The 19,864-nt window shown below is 41.1% G+C and carries 16 protein-coding genes; 13 read left to right on the forward strand and 3 right to left on the reverse strand.

Translation table 11 applies throughout. The annotated features are described in order from the left end of the window. Positions 1 to 6: 6 nt before the first annotated feature. The 4 genes from NDN60_RS08340 to NDN60_RS08355 all read left to right on the forward strand — a co-directional run bounded on the left by NDN60_RS08340 (position 7) and on the right by NDN60_RS08355 (position 6,139). Positions 7 to 2,370 (forward strand): phosphoketolase family protein, encoded by a 2,364-nt coding sequence (locus NDN60_RS08340; RefSeq protein WP_011373999.1) that lies wholly within the window; start codon positions 7 to 9, stop codon positions 2,368 to 2,370. Between the two features lie 282 nt (positions 2,371 to 2,652). Further along, positions 2,653 to 4,140: a glutamate--tRNA ligase gene (gene gltX, locus NDN60_RS08345; protein WP_056947348.1), complete on the forward strand. Its 1,488-nt coding sequence runs from the start codon at positions 2,653 to 2,655 to the stop codon at positions 4,138 to 4,140. Positions 4,141 to 4,274: 134 nt separating this feature from the next. Further along, complete coding sequence (locus tag NDN60_RS08350) at positions 4,275 to 5,297, forward strand: sugar kinase (RefSeq protein WP_056947351.1); 1,023 nt, start codon at positions 4,275 to 4,277, stop codon at positions 5,295 to 5,297. Positions 5,298 to 5,368: 71 nt separating this feature from the next. Beyond that, the gene (locus tag NDN60_RS08355; protein WP_011374002.1) at positions 5,369 to 6,139 is read left to right on the forward strand and encodes a (S)-acetoin forming diacetyl reductase; all 771 of its coding nucleotides are present in this window, start codon (positions 5,369 to 5,371) and stop codon (positions 6,137 to 6,139) included. Between the two features lie 50 nt (positions 6,140 to 6,189). On the opposite strand, the gene NDN60_RS08360 is transcribed toward NDN60_RS08355, so the two are convergent. Then, positions 6,190 to 6,501, reverse strand: coding sequence for a helix-turn-helix domain-containing protein (locus tag NDN60_RS08360; RefSeq protein WP_011374003.1), 312 nt, complete (start codon positions 6,499 to 6,501; stop codon positions 6,190 to 6,192). Between the two features lie 203 nt (positions 6,502 to 6,704). Here NDN60_RS08360 and NDN60_RS08365 point away from each other — a divergent pair, with 203 nt between their 5' ends. Together NDN60_RS08365 and NDN60_RS08370 are read left to right on the forward strand one after the other, a co-directional pair. Then, positions 6,705 to 7,301 (forward strand): DUF4767 domain-containing protein, encoded by a 597-nt coding sequence (locus NDN60_RS08365; protein ID WP_025016195.1) that lies wholly within the window; start codon positions 6,705 to 6,707, stop codon positions 7,299 to 7,301. Further along, positions 7,298 to 7,651: a hypothetical protein gene (locus tag NDN60_RS08370; protein WP_011374005.1), complete on the forward strand. Its 354-nt coding sequence runs from the start codon at positions 7,298 to 7,300 to the stop codon at positions 7,649 to 7,651. The genes NDN60_RS08365 and NDN60_RS08370 overlap by 4 nt, the downstream gene beginning before the upstream one ends. A 55-nt stretch (positions 7,652 to 7,706) precedes the next feature. Here NDN60_RS08370 and NDN60_RS08375 read toward each other — a convergent pair whose 3' ends face one another. Then, positions 7,707 to 8,549: a MurR/RpiR family transcriptional regulator gene (locus NDN60_RS08375; RefSeq protein ID WP_011374006.1), complete on the reverse strand. Its 843-nt coding sequence runs from the start codon at positions 8,547 to 8,549 to the stop codon at positions 7,707 to 7,709. Positions 8,550 to 8,697: 148 nt separating this feature from the next. Between NDN60_RS08375 and gnd the strand changes: the two genes are divergently transcribed. The 4 genes from gnd (at position 8,698) to NDN60_RS08395 (ending at position 13,949) form a co-directional block, all read left to right on the forward strand. Then, a complete protein-coding gene (gene gnd / locus NDN60_RS08380; protein ID WP_076631982.1) occupies positions 8,698 to 9,597 on the forward strand; it encodes a phosphogluconate dehydrogenase (NAD(+)-dependent, decarboxylating) in 900 nt (299 codons plus the stop codon). Positions 9,598 to 9,634: 37 nt separating this feature from the next. Next, positions 9,635 to 11,191, forward strand: coding sequence for a gluconokinase (gene gntK / locus NDN60_RS08385; RefSeq protein ID WP_025016194.1), 1,557 nt, complete (start codon positions 9,635 to 9,637; stop codon positions 11,189 to 11,191). Positions 11,192 to 11,281: 90 nt separating this feature from the next. Next, positions 11,282 to 12,634 carry a gluconate:H+ symporter gene (locus NDN60_RS08390; RefSeq protein ID WP_056947356.1) on the forward strand — a complete coding sequence of 451 codons (1,353 nt, stop codon included), beginning with the start codon at positions 11,282 to 11,284 and terminating at the stop codon, positions 12,632 to 12,634. A gap of 136 nt (positions 12,635 to 12,770) precedes the next feature. Beyond that, positions 12,771 to 13,949: a GNAT family N-acetyltransferase gene (locus NDN60_RS08395; protein ID WP_099947612.1), complete on the forward strand. Its 1,179-nt coding sequence runs from the start codon at positions 12,771 to 12,773 to the stop codon at positions 13,947 to 13,949. A gap of 47 nt (positions 13,950 to 13,996) precedes the next feature. Here the strand turns inward: NDN60_RS08395 and NDN60_RS08400 are convergent, their stop codons facing one another. Continuing rightward, positions 13,997 to 15,106 carry an SLC13 family permease gene (locus NDN60_RS08400; RefSeq protein ID WP_099947613.1) on the reverse strand — a complete coding sequence of 370 codons (1,110 nt, stop codon included), beginning with the start codon at positions 15,104 to 15,106 and terminating at the stop codon, positions 13,997 to 13,999. Between the two features lie 298 nt (positions 15,107 to 15,404). Between NDN60_RS08400 and NDN60_RS08405 the strand changes: the two genes are divergently transcribed. The 3 genes from NDN60_RS08405 (at position 15,405) to NDN60_RS08415 (ending at position 19,315) form a co-directional block, all read left to right on the forward strand. Then, the gene (locus NDN60_RS08405) at positions 15,405 to 15,755 is read left to right on the forward strand and encodes a hypothetical protein (RefSeq protein WP_056947362.1); all 351 of its coding nucleotides are present in this window, start codon (positions 15,405 to 15,407) and stop codon (positions 15,753 to 15,755) included. A 314-nt stretch (positions 15,756 to 16,069) separates the two neighbouring features. Further along, entirely contained in the window at positions 16,070 to 17,614 is a 1,545-nt protein-coding gene (locus NDN60_RS08410; RefSeq protein WP_011374015.1) for an ABC-F family ATP-binding cassette domain-containing protein, read from the forward strand. A gap of 93 nt (positions 17,615 to 17,707) precedes the next feature. After that, positions 17,708 to 19,315 (forward strand): bifunctional aspartate transaminase/aspartate 4-decarboxylase, encoded by a 1,608-nt coding sequence (locus NDN60_RS08415; protein WP_056947364.1) that lies wholly within the window; start codon positions 17,708 to 17,710, stop codon positions 19,313 to 19,315. Positions 19,316 to 19,864: the final 549 nt, after the last annotated feature.

A 19,864-nucleotide genomic window follows, 5' to 3' on the forward strand; every position in this document is an offset into this window, starting at 1 on the left:
ATTACGATGACAGATTATTCAAGTAAAGAATACCTTGCTAAAGTTGATGCATTTTGGCGAGCAGCTAACTATATCTCAGTAGGCCAATTATATTTAAAAGACAATCCATTATTACAACGTCCCTTAGAAGCAAAAGACGTTAAAGTTAAACCAATCGGACACTGGGGCACAATCTCAGGACAAAACTTCTTATACGCACATTTGAACCGTGCCATTAACAAGTACGACTTGAACATGTTCTACGTTGAAGGCCCAGGTCATGGTGGCCAAGTCATGGTTTCAAATTCATACTTAGACGGTAGTTATACAGAAATCTACCCAGAAATTTCTCAAGATGTTGATGGGATGAAGAAATTATTCAAACAATTCTCATTCCCAGGCGGTGTTGCTTCTCATGCTGCTCCTGAAACACCTGGTTCAATCCACGAAGGTGGCGAACTTGGTTATTCATTATCACACGGTGTTGGTGCAATTTTAGACAACCCAGACGTCATCGCAGCTGTTGTTGTTGGTGATGGGGAAGCTGAAACTGGCCCATTGGCAGCATCATGGTTATCAAGCACATTTATCAATCCTAAAAATGATGGTGCTGTCTTACCAATCTTGAACTTAAATGGTTTCAAGATTTCTAACCCAACAATCCTTTCACGTAAGAGTGACGAAGAATTAACAAAATACTTCGAAGGTAACGGTTGGGCACCAATCTTTGTTGAAGGCGACGATCCTGAAAAAATGCACCCAGCAACTGCTGCTGCAATGGATGAAGCCATCGAAAAAATCCAAGCGATTCAAAAAGCTGCTCGCGAAAACGGCGATACATCACGTCCAGTATGGCCAATGATCGTCTTCCGCGCTCCTAAAGGCTGGACTGGTCCTAAGACATGGGATGGCGTACCAATCGAAAATTCATTCCGTGCACATCAAATTCCAGTGCCAATTGATAGCACTGACATGCAACATGCCGATGCATTAGTTGATTGGATGAAGTCATATCGTCCAGAAGAATTATTTACAGCTGAAGGTCAATTAAAACCTGAAATCGCTGCAATGGCACCTAAGGGCGACAAACGAATGGCTGCTAACCCAATTACAAATGGTGGGATTGATCCTAAACCACTTCGCTTGCCAGATTACCGTGACTACGCTGTGGATAACACAGAACATGGTAAAGTTGTTGCGCAAGACATGATTGTTTTAGGTGAATATGTCCGCGATATTATTAAAGACAATGATCAAAACAAAAACTTCAGAATCTTTGGCCCTGACGAAACAATGTCAAACCGTTTGAACCACATCTTTGATGTGACAAACCGTCAATGGATGGAACCAATCAAAGAACCAAATGATCAATTCATGGCAACAGAAGGCCGTGTCCTTGATTCACAATTATCAGAACATCAAGCTGAAGGCTGGTTAGAAGGCTATGTCTTAACAGGTCGTCACGGCTTCTTCGCAAGTTACGAATCATTCTTGCGCGTTGTGGATTCAATGTTAACACAACACTTCAAGTGGTTAAGAAAAGCAGACGAACAAGCATGGCGTAACAAGTATCCTTCATTGAACGTGATTGCAACTTCAACTGTTTTCCAACAAGATCACAATGGTTACACTCACCAAGATCCAGGTGTCTTAACGCACTTAGCTGAAAAGAAACCTGAATTCATCCGTGAATACTTACCAGCTGATGCCAACACATTATTGGCAACAATGAATACTGTCTTCCAAAGCCAAGAAAAAATTAACTTAGTGATTGCTTCAAAACACCCACGTCAACAATGGTTCTCAATTGATGAAGCAACTGTCTTAGTTAAAAACGGCTTGAAGATTATTGATTGGGCAAGTACAGATCAAGATGCTGAACCAGACGTTGTGATTGCAGCTGCTGGGACAGAACCAACACTTGAAAGTTTGGCTGCTATCTCAATCTTACACAAACAATATCCTGACATGAAGATTCGTTTCATTAACGTTGTTGATCTATTGAAACTTCGTTCACCTAAAGTGGATCCTCGTGGCTTAACAGATGAAGAATTCGATATGTACTTTACAAAAGACAAACCAGTTGTCTTCGCTTTCCATGGTTTCGAAGGCTTAGTGCGTGACATCTTCTTCGATCGTCACAACCATAACCTCCATGTTCATGGCTATCGTGAAAATGGTGATATCACAACACCATTCGACATGCGTGTCTTGAACCAAATGGATCGTTACAACTTATCTAAAGAAGTCGCAATTGACGTGCTTGGTGACCAAGCCGGCCAATTCGCACAATCAATGGATGATATGGTTGCTAAACACAACCAATACATTCGTGATGAAGGTACTGATTTACCTGAAGTTGAAGAATGGCAATGGACACCACTCCGTTAACAGAGTGAGAGTGCGTTTGAACCGGTTATCTTCTGAGCATTAACTGGATTTGACGAATTGACGATGTAATCGTCGATTCGGTAAATTTGGTTAAGCGCAGGAAGATGGTTCAAAAAGCACGTTTAAACTATAGAATTCTGCTATCAGAAGAAGGGTCTGGGACAAATCAATTTTGTCCCAGACTCTTTTTTTATGGATTCCTAGTGACTGAGCCTTTATTTTTAGGGTTAATAACGGTAAACTAGAAGACAAGTATAATTTTAGAAAGAGGCGTTTTTATTTATGGCAAAGAACAAAATCCGTGTACGATATGCACCAAGTCCAACTGGGCATTTGCACATTGGGAATGCTAGAACCGCATTATTTAACTACTTATTTGCACGTCACAATAAGGGAACTTTCGTTATCCGGATCGAAGATACAGATACGAAAAGAAACATTGCAGACGGTGAAAACAGTCAGTTAGATAACTTAAAATGGTTAGGCATGGATTGGGATGAAGGTCCAGACAAACCTGGTAACTATGGTCCTTACCGCCAATCAGAACGTCGCGAAATCTATACACCCCTTATTCAAGAATTAGTTGAAAAGGGTCTTGCTTACGAATCATATAAAACAGAAGATGAATTAACGGCAGAACGTGAAGCACAAAAGGCTGCTGGTGAAGCACCTCGTTACGTTTACGAATATGAAGGTATGAGCGATGATGAAATTAAGGCCAGCCAAGAAGCTGCTAGAGCAAAAGGCTTGCAACCAGTTGTTCGTCTTCGTTTACCTAAGGATCATGTTTATAAGTTTGATGACATCGTTAAAGGTGAAATCAGCTTTGAATCAGATCGTTTAGGTGGCGACTTTGTCATCATGAAACGTGACGGCATGCCAACTTATAACTTTGCCGTTGTCGTTGATGATCATTTGATGGAAATCACACACGTCTTACGTGGTGACGATCATATCGCCAACACACCAAAACAATTGGCCGTTTACGAAGCCTTTGGCTGGGAACCACCAATTTTTGGTCACATGACATTAATCATCAATACTGAAACAGGTAAGAAACTAAGTAAACGTGATGAATCTGTGCTTCAATTTATCGAACAATATCGCGAATTGGGTTACCTACCAGAAGCAATGTTTAACTTTATTGCTTTATTAGGCTGGTCACCAGTTGGCGAAAGCGAATTGTTTAACCGTCAAGAATTCATCAAACAATTTGATCCAAGACGTTTGAGCAAATCGCCTGCTAGTTTCGATCAAAAGAAACTCGAATGGGTAAATAACCAATACGTTAAACAATCAGACCCTAACAAGATCATGGATCTTTCATTGGATAGCTTGATTAAAGCGGGTAAAATCGCCGCAAATCCTGATAGCAAGACTATCGAATGGGCGCGTCATTTGATCGCGTTATACCAAGATCAAATGAGTTACACAGCTCAAATCGTTGAAATGTCAGATGTCTTCTTCGAAGAACCTGAACAATTAGATGCCGAAGCGCTTGAAGAATTAAATAACGAAACAGCACCTGTTGTTTTGAAGGAATTCAGCGAACGCTTGAAAGATTTGACATTATTCACAGCACCACGGATTATGCAAATTGTCAAAGGCATCCAAAAAGATACGAAGATCAAAGGTCGTCTATTGTACATGCCAATCCGGATTGCAACGACGCGCGAAATGCATGGCCCATCATTACCAGATTCAATCGAATTATTAGGTAAAGACCGTGTCTTAGCACATCTTGAAAAAACATTAGCCGAAATTAAATAAAGAAGAAGTGTCACGGATAACTAATCTGTGACACTTTTTTTGTATCAGATATTAAGATTTTGCAAGCACTCAGTGTAACCCCTTACATTTAGCGGTATACTAGAAATCAAATAGCGTCAGTAGGGGGATTTAGGATGAAAGTTTTAACTTTTGGTGAAATGTTAATGCGTTTGAAGACGCCGGGGAATCAACGTTTATTACAAGCGGATAGTTTTGAAGCCTCATATGGTGGTGCAGAAGCGAACGTCGCTGTTTCGTTGGCACTTTTAGGGGATCAGGTCGCTTATTTAACGAAGCTGCCGGAGAATCTATTAGGGCAAAAGGGCATGCAAACTTTGCGAGGATACGGTGTTGATACGACTAAGATTCAATATGGTGATGGCCGCTTAGGCTTATATTTCTTTGAAAAAGGTGCCAGTGTTCGTTCAACTAATGTTGTTTATGATCGGGCACATAGTAGTTTTGCGACAATGGCCGCTAGTGAATTTGATTGGAAAACGATTTTTGAAGACATTGATTATTTCTATTTCTCAGGCATTACACCCGCCATTTCGGCTGAATTGGCGCAAGCAGCCGAGACAGCTTGCCAATATTGTCAAGCTCACGATATTCCAGTAGTTTGTGATTTAAACTACCGCGGGAAGTTATGGTCACCAGAACAGGCGCAAGCAACGATTAAACGCTTAATGCCGTATGTCACGATCTGTATTGCTCATGATGAAGACTTTGAAGCAACACTCGGAATTCAAGCCTTTGATGGGGATGAGAGTCACGGTATCGCGCAAAAAGAATCTTTTAAAGCAGCGATGCAACAAGTCCGGCAGATTTTCCCTAACTGCCAAATGGTTGCCAGCATCTTACGGAATATTCGGTCCGTTGAAGATAGCGAGTGGCTAGCATTGTTATTAAAGGATGACCAATTCTTTGAAACGGGCACTTATCAAATGCACGTTATGGAAGGGGTCGCTGCCGGAGATGCCTTTGGCGCGGGCTTAATGCACGGGTTATTAAATAACTTTACGCCTGATGAGATGTTGCAATTCGGCTTAGCAGCTAGTGTGGCCAAATTGACGATTGCTGGCGACTTTAATTTAATTGGTGAAGCAGAAATTGAAGCAATCGCACAAAGTGGCGGCGGTGCCCGCTTATCACGATAAATAATGGTTAGCGCTATCAATGTAACCGTTTTAATTGTATAATTAACTTATACAATTAGGAGGTACTGATTATGACAAAAAAAGTAGCGTTTATTACAGGTGCAGCACAAGGAATTGGTAAAGCCATCGCGCACCGTCTTTCAAATGACGGTTTTGCAGTTGCCATCGCTGATTTCAATTTAGAAGGTGCCCAAGCAGTTGCAGCTGAAATTAACGAAACGGGCCGGGCTATCGCAGTTAAGGTTGACGTTTCTGATCGTGATCAAGTATTTGCAGCAGTTGAAACAACGGTTGCTGAACTGGGTGGGTTAGATGTTGTTGTGAATAACGCAGGTGTCGGCCCAACAACCCCAATCGAAACCATTACACCAGAACAATTTGAAAAAGTATATGCGATTAATGTTGGTAGTGTTTACTGGGGCATTCAAGCAGCCGTTAAAGCCTTCAGAGACCTTGGTCATGGTGGCAAAATCATCAATGCTTCATCACAAGCTGGGCAAGTCGGTAATCCAGAACTTGCTTTATATGGTGGCACTAAATTTGCGATTCGGGGGATTACACAAACTGCAGCCCGTGATTTAGCTGATCAAGGGATTACGGTTAATGCTTATTGTCCAGGGATCGTTAAAACACCAATGATGATGGATATCGCACATAAAGTTGGTCAAAATGCGGGCAAAGATGATGAATGGGGCATGCAACAATTTGCCAAAGACATCACTTTAGGTCGCTTATCAGAACCAGAAGATGTGGCAGCCTGTGTTGCTTATTTGGCTGGACCAGATTCTAATTATATGACTGGTCAAGCTTTAATTATCGATGGCGGCATGGTTTTCAATTAAAAATATTAAAAAGGGCACGTACAAGCTAACTTGTACGTGCCCTTTTTAGGTTAGAGTTGAATGATTTTTAAAAGTGCAGCCGATACTTCTTCACGCTTATCTTCAGGGAGTTGCGTTAGGTAATGCACCAACTTTAAGGTTTGAGCACCTGATAGTGCTGGATCGCCAAAAAAGTCAATTAGCTCAATCCCCAATGCTTCGGCAATATCGTTGAGTTTCTTAATTTTTAAGTTATCAACTTCACCGCGTTCAATCCGAGAAATAAAGCTGTAAGAACTGCCAGATTTCTCGGCCAGTTCTTCAATGGTTAGCCCTAGCTGCTTACGGTGTTCGCGAATCATCTGACTAATTGTATCTAGCATTCGGTAAGCTCCTATCATGATTATCTAACTTTAACGATAGAGGTTTCTTTAAATTGTTAAAAGAGCGTAAAAGCTATCTTTTTGTAAAAAAAGTAGCAATAATGATTTGTTAACGGTATAATACAACTATTAATTATCAGATTTTAAGCAGGGGACTGTCAATTTTAAGAACTGGTGGTTAAAAATGATATTGGGGGATATTAATGATGAAAAAGAGTTACAGTCTTATCTTAACGGTTGCGGTGGTTAGCTTATTGGGCGCTTGTTCAGCTAAAGGTGAACAAACAACCAAATCAACTAGTACTAGTACCAGCCATTCTAAAAAAGTGACATCAGTAACCAGCAGTCAAAAGCAAGTCCGTAAAGAAACGACTTCGAGTGTGTCGCGGACAAAACAGCAAGCACAATCACAGTCGCAGACCAAACAAGCAAAGGCGTTGTGGGATAGTAGCAAGAAACAAGCCTTGGCAACCTTTATGAGTGGTTGGGGAACGACGATGGGCCAAACGTATCAATCTTACGATTTAACACGGGATACTGATTATGCTGGTATTCATTTTCCTAGTAAGTTAGCCCAGACCGATTTAGCGGTCGACGATACGCCAGTGACGGCGGCTTGGAGTACTGATGGTACCGGTAGTGCGGACTATAACGTTGTTGCAATCTATTGCGATGTCGATGGCGGGACAGTTGGGGGTCACTTATACTTATTTACGTTCCATAATGGGCAACCAGTGGTCTTGATAAGGGGACACCAGATAACCGGCTCCATTTCAGCGTCACTGCTAATACGGATTTGAAGACGGGCTTTGCCAATATTGTTAGTGGGCAAGGCAGTGGACAGGCAAATACGAGTCAACCGACGACTAGTGCGGTGAGTCCTATTTCGGCAGCCGAAGCACAAGCGATAGTGGCCGCGCAAAACATCCAATACAGAGAAGAACAAGGAGAACCTGCGGGGAATAAAACAAGCTTAGCAGGTGGCGGTATTGTTCTAAAGCAATACGCTGGCGCACAAGGTATCGATATTATTAAGCTAACTCCTAAACCGGGGAACAAGGTTAACATCACCGTTCAAAATGGTTCTCTTAGAGATGGCCAAGCCGGTGAGACGGCACCCATTTCCCAAAATATCACGGTTGATCGCTAAAAAAGAAGAGGTACCGACAATTTCTTGTCGGTACCTCTTTTTGATAGTTCTCGTTTTATTGTCGGGTTCGATCGATTTCGGCTCTGATTTCCTTAAAGCTTTGTTCTGTTTCTTGACCATTATTGACGGCCACCATCATGAAGAGGCTATCGATAAGACTGATTTGGGCGATTAAAGCATGCAGCGCTTCGGCCCGATAATTAGTTTCTTCTGAAATTGAAAGTAAGGTGATATCGCCGAGCTTGGCAAGACTTGAATTACCGAAACTGGTGATGACAATCAGTGGGACTTGGCGCTCTTTTAGAATGCGGGCGAGTTCTAAAGCGTCCTTATTTTGACCACTGTGTGAAATGATAATCGCGCAATCTTGATTAGTTAGTTTTGTCGCTTGCATGAGTTGTAGATGATAATCTTGGTTGAAGACTGTGGGGATGCTGGTTCTGAGGAATTTGTGGTAACCATCTTGGGCCACAATCCCGGAAGCCCCCAAACCAAATAAACTAAGCAGATGGGCGCGGTTGATTAAGGCGACCGCTTTTTGAAGTTGTTCTTCAGTTAATAGCGACCAAGTAGCTTTTAGCGCGTTGCTGTTAGAACTGAAGATTTTTTCGGCCATCGTTGTAAAAGTATCGTTTGCATTGATTTCATGAAAAAGTGGTGAGGTGTTGGCTTCTTTGGCCAGGAGTGCCATCTTGAAGGCTTGAAAATTATCGAAGCCCAATATTTTAGCGAAACGTGAAATTGTCGCGGTGGAGACCCCACAGTTGGCGGCAAATTCTTGAATCGTTAAACGCTGATTGAATTGTGATTCTTGGAAGATGTAGTCAGCGATTTGCTTATATTTTTCGCTAAAATTATCATAATAAGATCGTAATAATGAATCGATTGCTTGCGCCATTGTCGGGACCCCCTAGTAATGATTAGCCCTAGTATAGCATAAAAATAAAAATACGAAAATAATTTTCTATAAAACGCTTGCATTGTGAAAAAAATTTACATATAATGAGTTTGTAAGATAAAAGGATAAGCAGATAGGGGACTTAAAAATGAAATTAGCAATGGTCGGTTTAGGCAAAATGGGTATCAACTTAGTAGCCAACTTACGACGGAACGGTCACGAAGTTGTGGCTTTTGATTTAAATCAAGCAGCGGTTGAAGAAGCCGTTAACTTAGGTGCCACAGCGGCAACGGATTTAGACGATGTTTTAGCACAATTAACGAGTCCTCGAATTGTGTGGGTCATGTTACCAGCTGGTAAACCAACAGATGCCACGATTCAAACATTAAGTGAAAAAATGAATGCCGGAGATATGGTGATTGACGGTGGTAATTCATTCTTTGAAGATTCAGAACGCCATAATGCACTTTTAAAAGAACAAGGGATTCATTTCTTCGACGCTGGTACTTCAGGCGGGATGAGTGGTGCCAACGCTAACGGGAACTTCATGATTGGTGGCGACAGCCCCGAAGCCTTCAAGACAATCGAACCCATCTTTAAATCAATTGCCCAAGAAGATGGCTACCTTTACACAGGTAAAGCTGGGAGTGGTCATTACTTGAAGATGGTCCATAACGGGATTGAATACGGGATGATGCAATCAATCGCAGAAGGTTTTGATGTCTTAGAACACGGCCGTTTCGAATATGACAACGAAGCAGTTGCCAAGGTTTGGAGTAACGGTTCAGTAATTCGCGGTTGGCTAATGGAATTAGCACAATCAGCCTTTTCTAAAGATCCAGAATTAGAATCTTTAAAAGGCATTATGCATTCTTCAGGTGAAGGCCAATGGACATTGGATGAAGCCTTGAAATTACAAGTACCAACGCCAGTAATTGGGTTATCATTGATGATGCGTTATCGCTCACTTGAAGATGATACCTTTACAGGCAAAGTTGTTGCCGCTTTAAGAAACGAATTTGGTGGCCACGCTGTCGATAAGAAATAATTCGGTTTTAAACAACAAACAAACGAGGTAATTAATGATGAAATATATGATTGGTGCCGATATTGGAACAACAAGTACTAAAGCTGTCCTATATGATTTAAAGGGAAATGTGAAGGCCTACGCTAATGTTGGCTATCCACTATACCAAAATGTACCTGATATGGCGGAAGAAGATCCAGATGAAATCTTCGAAGCTGTTGTAGAAGTACTGGGAAAAGTAATGCGCAAAGGACATGTACAAGCTGGCGAATTACAAGGTGTTAGTTTCTCAGCTGCAATGCATAGTTTAATTTTGATGGATCGTAATCATCAACCGTTGACACGGGCGATTACTTGGGCAGATAACCGCGCTGCTAAATATAGTAACGAATTAAAAGCCAATGGATTAGGGCACGAGATTTATCAACATACCGGAACGCCTATTCACCCGATGGCACCATTATCAAAAATCATTTGGTTGCGTCACGAACAACCAGACCTCTTTAAACAAGCAGCACAATTCATTGATATTAAAACATATGTTTTCCAAAAATTATTCCATACTTATAAGATGGAATATTCAATCGCTTCAGCAACTGGCTTGTTTAACATCTTCAATCTAGATTGGGATCAACAAGCCCTTGAAGTTGCCGGAATTACCCGTGACCAATTACCAGAATTAGTTGAACCAACTGCACAAATTACAGGTTTAGATACAACTTACAGCCAAGAAACGGGAATCAGTAGTGATGTTCCATTTATCTTTGGTGCGAGCGATGGCGTTTTATCTAACTTAGGGGTTAATGCAATTGATCCTGGTGTTTTGGCAGTGACAATTGGGACGAGTGGTGCAGTTCGAGTGGTGGTTGATAAACCAGTCGTTGATCCAAATGGTCGATTATTCTGTTACGCTTTAACTAAGGACAAGTGGGTTGTCGGTGGACCTGTTAACAACGGTGGGATTGTCTTCCGTTGGGTTCGTGACCAACTCTTTGCGCCTGAAAAATTAACGGCCGAACAGATGCAAGTGTCAACCTATGATCTCTTGACGCAAATTGCTGAAAAGATTCCAGCCGGTTCAGATGGATTATTATTCCACCCATACTTGGGCGGTGAACGAGCACCAATTTGGGATTCTGATGCACGTGGTTCATTCTTTGGCTTAACACGTCAACATACACGGGCTCACATGGTACGTGCAGCACTAGAAGGGATTGTTTATAATCTCTACATGGTGATGTTAATGATCGAAGGGGTTGCTGGCAAACCTAAGAGTATTCAAGCAACTGGTGGTTTTGCCCGCTCAGAATTATGGCGTCAAATGTTAGCTGATATCTTCGAACAAGATGTGACAATTCCAGAAAGTTTTGAAAGTTCATGTTTAGGCGCCGCAGTTTTAGGGATGTATTCATTAGGTTTAGTGGATGATCTCTCAGCTGTTAAAGACATGATTGGTGTGACAAATGTTCACGAACCAAAAGCAGAAAACTTCGATGTTTACCGCGAACTAATTCCAATTTGGATTCGCCTCACTCGGGAATTGAGTCCAGAATACAGTGCAATTGCTGATTTCCAACGCAGACATATGCAAGTTAAAGAAGCAACTAAGGATTAAAGATTAAACGTTCAATCACCAAAAGTGGGATTGAGCGTTTAATTTATTAGTTCAATGTAAACGCAAACAAAATAGAAAGTGGGAATGGTTATGGAACTCTTAGTCTTATTATTAGGCATCATGTTATTATTACTACTCATTATTAAGTTCAAACTGAACACGTTTGTTTCGTTAGTGTTAACAGCAATGGTTGTGGGTGTCGGTTTAGGGATGCCACTGACTAAAATTGCAACTAGTGTTCAAAATGGGATTGGCGGACAATTAGGTGAATTATCAATTGTCTTTGGGTTTGGTGCCATGATGGGCCGGCTCGTCGCTGATGCTGGTGGGGCGTTTAGAATCGCCCACACATTAATTGATAAATTTGGTAAGAAACGACTCCAAATCGCGATTATGTTGGCGTCATTTATTATCGGGATTGCCTTATTCTTCGAAGTTGGGATGGTCCTATTAGTCCCAATCGTCTTTGCGATTGCCGTTGAAGCGAGCGTACCGATTTTATACTTGGGGATTCCAATGGCTGCCGCTTTATCTGTGACTCATGGTTTCTTACCACCACATCCAGCACCAACTGCGATTACATCTGCTTTAGGTGCTAATGCGGGACATGTTTTATTGTACGGTGTCATTATTGCGATTCCATCTGTGATTATTGCAGGCCCACTTTTTACAAAAGTGGCGCGGAAAATGATTCCAGACGCCTTTGCACGTCAAGGGAACTTGACGGCACTTGGTCCTCAGAAAACGTTTAAATTAGAAGAAACACCTAGTTTCGGTATTAGTGTTGTGACCTCATTATTCCCAGTAATCTTAATGGCGATCACAACGGTTTACCAAATGTTATTCAACGGTGGTTCACTACCAAAGAACCCAACCTTATTAGATTCAATCATTGGTTTTATCGGCACACCAGCGATTGCAATGACCATTTCATTGCTATTAGCGATGTACACAATGGGCTGGGGTCGTCGTATTAAGACACCAGCAATCATGAAAACAATTGAAGAAGCGGTTAAATCAATCGCTATGTTACTCTTAGTAATTGGTGGGGGCGGGGCCTTCAAACAAATCTTAATCGATGGCGGTGTTGGCGATAGCGTGACAACATTATTCGCGCATGCGAGCTTATCACCACTTGTCTTAGGTTGGTTAATCGCCGTTGTCTTGCGGATCGCGCTTGGCTCAGCAACCGTTGCTTCATTAACAGCAGCCGGTTTAGTATTACCATTGATGCAATCAGCAGGCGTGAACCCTGCTTTGATGGTGCTTTCAATCGGTGCTGGTAGTTTAGCAGCATCACACGTTAATGATGCTGGTTTCTGGATGTTTAAGGAATACTTCGACTTAAGCGTTAAGGAAACATTGGCAACGTGGACCGTCTTAGAAACATTAATTTCAATTGTCGGTTTAGTGGGCGTCTTACTATTGAGTTTAGTTGTCTAAAAAAGTTATTATTCAAAAGAGTTGCGGCAAAATTCATTTTAGCCCAGCTCTTTTTTTTACGATTAAGCGGTAGCGCTTGCAACGAGTGGCACGCTCCCCTATAGTTAAGGAGAAGTAAACTCAGGAGGGTTATTGTATGATTGAAAAAAGAGTACTCTCAGCAACTGATGAACCAGCATTTTACAACCTCGCCCAATACGCCTTTAATAAACCGGATAGTGAGCAACGGCGGTTATTCTTCCAAAAACTGTATCAGAACAGTGTCGGTTTTGGCGTTTTTGATCAGGGTCATTTGAAGAGTAGTTTATTAGCGACGCCGTTTAATGTTAATTTCAAGGGACAAACATTTAAGATGAGTGGTATTGGTTATGTTGCCAGTTACCCAGAATTTTCGGGCCAAGGTGGCATCTCTGATTTAATGCACTTAGCTTTTGAGCGGATGCAAGCAGATGGCGTCACGTTATCTTATTTAGCGCCTTTTTCGTATCCTTTTTATCGGCGGTTTGGTTATGAACAAGCTTTCGAGCAAACTTGTTATCAGATTAAAACGGCGGACTTGCCGCGTCTTAAATTTGCGCCGGATCAAGGGCACGTTGAACGATTATCGTTAAGCGCCGCTGTGCCATTAATCAGTGTCTTCCAACAGCAACATCCGCATAACCAGGTTGGCGGTATCCAACGGGCCGCGTGGTGGTGGCAGTATAATTGTTTGAAGCATATTGATTGGGAAGTAGCCGTTTATACTGACGGCGACCAAAAAGTAGCAGGCTATGTGATTTATAGCCGTCAGGCGACAACTTTAGAGATTCAAGAGTTATTGACATCAACGGTTGCCAGTCAGGAACAACTGGTTAAGTTCATTTTTAAACATCAATCGGCCTATCAAACCATTCGCTACGAGAGTGGTTTGACAACTAACTTGGGTGATTTATTACCGGATCCGACAATTGTTGAAACAACAACGATACCCTATATGATGGCGCGGATTGTGTCGTTGGCTGATTTCTTAGCACGTTATCCGTATGAAGTAGCAGACCTTGAGGCAGTGAAGATTGCTGTTAGCGATGACTTTTTACCCGAGAATAGTGGTGTTTGGCAATTAAGTTTACACGCGGGCCAACCGACGGTAACGAAATTGGCGAGCCAAACGGCGGATATCACGGTAATTATTCAACAGCTCACCAAGGCGATGATGGGCTATCGCACACTGGCATCGCAAGCGCATTACGGTCAGTTCAGTGGTGATGCGGCTAAAATCGCTCAGTTAAGCGCGGCCTTCAATCAGACGCAACCGATGTTGTGGGACTATTTTTAACACAAATAAAAAGAGCACCAAGACTAATGTCTTGGTGCTCTTTGTGATTAGATTAAGAAGTAGCCAAATGTTCCTAAGATGATTAAGAACAAGAAGTTCATACCAGTAAAGACGACTAAGAATTTACCAATATCTTTACCCCAGCCTTTTTTGAAACGTTTGTAAGCAATTAAGTTAGCAAGTGAGGCGAACATTGTGCCGACCCCACCGATGTTGATGGCTAAGAACATTGCGTGACTGTGGTTGGTAAAGCTTGATAGTAAAATTTCAGTTGGGACATTAGCGATTAATTGACAACTAATGAGGCCTGTAAGATAGGTTTGTTTAGCAGTACCAACAAGCGAACGCATGAAAGTTGCGATTGTTGGGATGTGGCTTAAGTTACCAACTGCGATGAAGAAGCAGAAGAAAGTTAACAATAAACCATAATCGACTGTTTTGAAAAGCTTCGCATCAAATACTAAAATCGCAATGATGACCAAGATAGGTGTGACCCATAATGGAATCAATGAGAAGACTGCTAAGAAAACAACCACTGTGAGGGGGACGAAATACCATAAAGGCCCTTTTTCAACTTCAACTGGATGGAGACCATGGAGTTTGATGGGTTCCTTTGGAAAAAGAAACGTTGTGGCGGTCAACATAATGATACTAACAATTAAGACCGGGATTGAATATTCAAAGAAATGGCGAATCGTCATATGGTAGAACGATACGAGGAAAATATTGTGCGGGCTCCCAAATGGTGTGAGGGATGAACCGAGATTAGCCGAAATCGTGATTAACGTGACAGGTAAAATCGGTGAAAAATCAAGTTGCCGCGCAATTAGGATGAACAACGGTACAAAAGTTAAGACCGTCATATCATTGGTTAGAAACATTGCCCCAACAAAGGTCAGTGCTAAAAGCATCTGCATTAAAGCACGTTTGGAATGACTCTTAATAATCAGTTCCCGTGCGAAGTAATCGAGCACATGTAGTCGTTGATAAACTTGGACGAGTGTCATAATACAAAAGACGCTGACGATCACGTGAAAATTAACATAACTAAGATGGGGTCGATTGAAAAATGAGGTGACAATAGCTGCAATCGTTGCGGCGAGAAGTAATTTGTCATCTAAGAAAAAATCTCGGATGTTCAAAGCAATGTTTTTCATATCGTTTAAGTTATCCTCTTTATATTAAGATTAAAAAAGCACTACTCCAATTCTAGACTGTTTTTGGCGATAAAAACAGAAAAATTTACAATATATACATAATTTTTACAATAGCTAGAATCCCATTTTACTAAAGGCGGATGACTATTTAAGCAATTTTTAAGTCATTTAACTGCTAAAGTGCTGCGTAATTCAGTATAATAGTAATAGAAGGAAGCGGTTAATTTTTGATTGCTTCTTGAGCGCAACTCCGCTATATTAGGATTATTATTGATTATTTAAGAAGAAGGTGGCGCACATGAAAGATGCCCCAAGACATACGGTCATATTAGGAATTGTCGCTGCAGTGATTTCAATCATCTGTGGTATGTTAATTTTGTACAGTATTTTACACATCAGTTTGTGGCTTTCAATTTTAGCGAGTGTCATTATTGGACTCTATCTAGGCTATAACACTTTTTATAGTACCTATTTAGCCGAAATGATTAAAATTGAGGTTATCAATCAAGGCTTGGACAGCAAGGATTTAGCTGAATTGATGCACGGGAATGCCAAGGACTATCCTATTATTCGTGGTGATTTACGCTTGATTATTCCACGGCGGAAACGTGCGGAATTATTGGCTAAGCTACGTGATCGGGTAGGCTAAGCGATTTTGCTTCCCAATTAGAACTGTGTTAACATTAACCTAACTTATTGAAAAGGTGTCGAGAACAATGACAATTGAACGGCCATTAATTATGAAGCTTTGCTCTACACATTTGAAGATGACACAGCGTGTAGAGCCTAATATTGATTAAAAGTCATCTATAGAAGAATGCTCACGGTAATATGCGACTTTTGGGTTGCTTATTTTGTGGTGTCTTTTATAGATGGCGGTCGATAAAGTCAGTGATTGTAATCGCGACAGGGGTAGCTAGATGCTACCCCTGTTTTTTATTGGAAAGAAAGTAGGAAAAGACAATGAGCATTTTAAAAGTCGAAGGACTAAGTCAACAATTTTTAGACAAACAACTTTATGATGACGCCGGGTTCCAGGTCAATAAAGGCGAACACATGGGGATTACCGGTCAAAATGGGGTCGGTAAAAGTACCTTGATTAACATTTTAACAGGCGCTATTTTACCAGATGAGGGTAAAGTAACCTGGCAAAAGAACATCAAGATTGGTTATTTGGATCAATACGCCAAATTAGCGCCGGGTTTATCCATTTTTGAATTCCTAAAAACAGCTTTTGCAGATTTGTATGCTCAGGAAGAACGGATGAGTCAATACTACGCCGACTACGCAACGAGTTTAGATGACCAACTACTCGAAAAAGCGGGTGCGATTCAAGAGTTACTAGAAGCCAAGAACTTCTATGAAATTGATACGCGGGTTATGCAAGTTGCAACTGGTTTGGGGATTGATGCGCTGGGGATGGACCATGACGTTTCACAACTTAGTGGGGGCCAGCGGTCGAAGATTATTTTAGCGAAGTTACTATTAGAAGAACCGGATATGTTGTTATTGGATGAACCAACCAATTATTTGGATACCAATCATATCGATTGGCTCAGTGATTATTTGAATAACTTCGAAGGGGCCTTCATTACAATTTCCCATGATTATGATTTCTTAGAACGGGTAACAACCTGTATTGCCGATATCGAATTTGGGAAGATTACCAAATATACCGGAACGCTCCAACAGGCCTTCCGCCAAAAAGCCGATAACCAAGCTAGCTATATGAAGGCTTATGAGAATCAACAAAAGAAAATTGAAAAGACAAAGGCTTATATCCGTAAGTATAAAGCTGGTTCACGGTCAACAATTGCCAAGAGTCGTGAAAAGCAATTAGCCCATATGGATATTTTGACGCCCCCAAGTAATCGCGTGAAGGCTAACTTCCGTTTTCCATACCACGCAACAGCCAGTCAGATTCTATTGACGACCAATGATCTAGAGATTGGTTACGAAAATGCGCTATTGCCAGCCTTAAACTTCTCAATTGGTCGGGATCAAAAAGTGGTCCTCAAAGGGTTTAATGGGATTGGTAAGTCAACGCTGATTAAAACTATCATTAAAGAAATTCCAGCGATTAGCGGTGACTTTGAAATTGCCAGCACGGTCAAGTTTGGTTACTTCAAGCAGGACTTGAAGTGGCCTAACAACATGGCAACCCCACTCCAATATTTACAAGGTGAATATCCAGAGCAAAAGCAAAAGGAACTTCGCCAAGTATTATCCCGGACAGGACTAACTGCTGAAGAGGCGATGAAGCCGTTGAAACAACTCAGCGGTGGCGAGCAATCAAAGGTTAAAATCGCCGAATTGCTCTTAACCTCAAGTAACTTCCTTCTATTAGATGAACCAACGAACCATTTAGACGATGATACGAAGAACGCATTGCGCAAAGCCATCCAAGAATTTGAGGGCGGCGTCTTGCTAGTGACCCATGAAGAGGACTTTTATCAAGGCGATTGGATCGATAAAGTGCTGGATGTTGAGTCCTTGATTAAATCTTGATGATTTATTTTTAATATATACTGTATCTATAACAGACAAGTGTTAAGCTTATGGGGATAAATGACTAACTTAACTAATATTGGCGGAGGTCATATGGATAAAATTGATGTAACAAAATTAACCCAGATGTCGAACTTTGAAGTCGCAGCGCTCTTTTATAAATATGCACTGACAAACAGTCGTGGTTTACGGGCGATTAATGTCGGGCGCGGCAATCCGAATTGGATTAATACACAAGCAAGATTTGCCTTTAATCGGATTGTTGAATTTGGGATGAAAGAATCCTTACAAACAATTAACTTAGACGATGGTAATCTTGCTGGCTACACCGATCAAACAGGTATCGCGGAACGCTTCAATCAGTTCTTAGATGGTGATAATCCGGTGGATGCTTTTTTGAAGCAGGCCTTGGCTTACACCCGAGACGTCATGCATATCAACCAAGATGAGCTGGTCTTTGAATGGGTCGATGGCGTTATTGGCAACCATTATCCAGAACCATCACGCAGTTTAGTGAATGTTGAAAAGATTTTAAACCGGTATCTAGAAGTGAATCTCTATCGCGGTGAACATCTATCAGATAAGACGAAGGTCTTTCCAACTGAAGGTGGGACAGCTGCGATGGTCTATCTCTTTAATGAGCTAAAGGTCAGCCATATTTTAGAGGCGGGTGATACGATTGCGATTAATACGCCAATCTTTACACCGTACTTGCAGATTCCAGAACTAAATGAATTTAAACTACAAGAGTTTAACGTTAGTTCTGATGAATCTGATGACTGGCAATTGGTCGATCATAAATTTGAAGAGTTGAAGGATCCAAATGTTAAAGCCTTTTTCGTGGTGAACCCAACCAACCCAACTTCTAGAGCTTTTAGTGACCATGCACTAGATAAGTTGAAAGAAGTCGTTGAAGCCAATCCGAACCTCGTGATTATTACGGATGATGTTTATGGCACGTTTGTCGATGATTTTAAGACTATCTATTCAGTTGTGCCACATAATACATTGTTAGTGTACTCATTCTCTAAATTATATGGGGCAACTGGTCAACGGATTGGTTTAATCGCGATGCATGACGATAATATTTTCGATAAGTTGATTGAAGAAATGACAGCAGAAGATCCTGTTATTAGAGAAGCTTTCCGAAAACGATATTCGTACGTTACAAATAAACCGCACGAAATGAGTTTTATCGATCGAACGGTAGCGGATAGTCGAAACATTGGGTTATACCATGCAGCCGGGTTATCAACACCGCAACAAATTACCATGGCACTCTTTAGTTTGACGAATCTGATTTATGAAGGGCAAGAAGATCCGTATGTGACAGCATCCAAGAAAATTGTTAGCTGCCGTTACAAGGCTTTTTGGGAATCGTTAGGGTTAGTCGTTAAGACAAGTGAGGAAAATGCAGAATACTATACTGTTTTTAGTATCTATAAATTAGCGGAATCGAAATATTCTAAAGATTTTAGAGCATATCTCGAACAAAACTGTAATCATCTTGAATTTGAATGGCGCCTCGCAGCGGAATATGGGGTTGTTGTAATGGATGGTGCTGGGATGGGAACCAAGGCGGGGTACTTAAGAATCTCGCTTGCTAACCGTCCAGATAAGGACTATGAAACAGTCGGCGGTCGGATTTCTGACTTACTCGCAAGCTACTATACTAAATACTTGCAATCTAAAGCACGGTAAGTTGTAATGAAGGGCGTTAGAACAATGATAAGTTGTTCTAACGCCCTTTTTGTGTCCCGTTCAGTAGAATTTTATATAGAAGGTATTAGTTGGATTTAATGCTTATAGGAATAAATTAATCATTTAATCAATTTTTTAGTAATAAGTGCTTGACCTAGCCGTATTAAGTTGGTAAGATATAAAAGTTGTCAAAAGCGAGTCACTCAGTAATGAGTAAGGAAATAAATAATTAAAATGTTTTTGAAAAACACTTGTTATTTATTTCTAATCGTGATAACATGTTATATGTTGCTTACGGAGCTATAACTTCTAAGTGATAAATAATTTTTAGAAGTGTTTGACAGACGATTAGTTATATGATATAATTAAAATGCTGTTTCAACACAGTAGATCTTTGAAAACTGAACAAAGTTTTGATAAACCAAATGTGTAGGGTCGCCCTTCGGGGCGCAACATATTTGCGAAGTCAATTTCGCTAGCAAATAAATTAAGTAACAAAACAAGAGCTACAAACTTTTAATCGAGAGTTTGATCCTGGCTCAGGACGAA

Origin of the sequence: Latilactobacillus sp. (assembly GCF_033176295.1) — a bacterium.
In the GTDB taxonomy this organism is placed as follows: domain Bacteria; phylum Bacillota; class Bacilli; order Lactobacillales; family Lactobacillaceae; genus Latilactobacillus; species Latilactobacillus sakei.

What these genes read in the sequence shown, in the direction of transcription:
- NDN60_RS08340 (WP_011373999.1), top strand. Translation starts at nt 7, where the DNA reads ATGACAGATTATTCAAGTAAAGAATACCTTGCTAAAGTTGATGCATTT.
- gltX (WP_056947348.1), top strand. Translation starts at nt 2,653, where the DNA reads ATGGCAAAGAACAAAATCCGTGTACGATATGCACCAAGTCCAACTGGG.
- NDN60_RS08350 (WP_056947351.1), top strand. Translation starts at nt 4,275, where the DNA reads ATGAAAGTTTTAACTTTTGGTGAAATGTTAATGCGTTTGAAGACGCCG.
- NDN60_RS08355 (WP_011374002.1), top strand. Translation starts at nt 5,369, where the DNA reads ATGACAAAAAAAGTAGCGTTTATTACAGGTGCAGCACAAGGAATTGGT.
- NDN60_RS08360 (WP_011374003.1), bottom strand. Translation starts at nt 6,501, where the DNA reads ATGCTAGATACAATTAGTCAGATGATTCGCGAACACCGTAAGCAGCTA.
- NDN60_RS08365 (WP_025016195.1), top strand. Translation starts at nt 6,705, where the DNA reads ATGATGAAAAAGAGTTACAGTCTTATCTTAACGGTTGCGGTGGTTAGC.
- NDN60_RS08375 (WP_011374006.1), bottom strand. Translation starts at nt 8,549, where the DNA reads ATGGCGCAAGCAATCGATTCATTATTACGATCTTATTATGATAATTTT.
- gnd (WP_076631982.1), top strand. Translation starts at nt 8,698, where the DNA reads ATGAAATTAGCAATGGTCGGTTTAGGCAAAATGGGTATCAACTTAGTA.
- gntK (WP_025016194.1), top strand. Translation starts at nt 9,635, where the DNA reads ATGAAATATATGATTGGTGCCGATATTGGAACAACAAGTACTAAAGCT.
- NDN60_RS08390 (WP_056947356.1), top strand. Translation starts at nt 11,282, where the DNA reads ATGGAACTCTTAGTCTTATTATTAGGCATCATGTTATTATTACTACTC.
- NDN60_RS08395 (WP_099947612.1), top strand. Translation starts at nt 12,771, where the DNA reads ATGATTGAAAAAAGAGTACTCTCAGCAACTGATGAACCAGCATTTTAC.
- NDN60_RS08400 (WP_099947613.1), bottom strand. Translation starts at nt 15,106, where the DNA reads ATGAAAAACATTGCTTTGAACATCCGAGATTTTTTCTTAGATGACAAA.
- NDN60_RS08405 (WP_056947362.1), top strand. Translation starts at nt 15,405, where the DNA reads ATGAAAGATGCCCCAAGACATACGGTCATATTAGGAATTGTCGCTGCA.
- NDN60_RS08410 (WP_011374015.1), top strand. Translation starts at nt 16,070, where the DNA reads ATGAGCATTTTAAAAGTCGAAGGACTAAGTCAACAATTTTTAGACAAA.
- NDN60_RS08415 (WP_056947364.1), top strand. Translation starts at nt 17,708, where the DNA reads ATGGATAAAATTGATGTAACAAAATTAACCCAGATGTCGAACTTTGAA.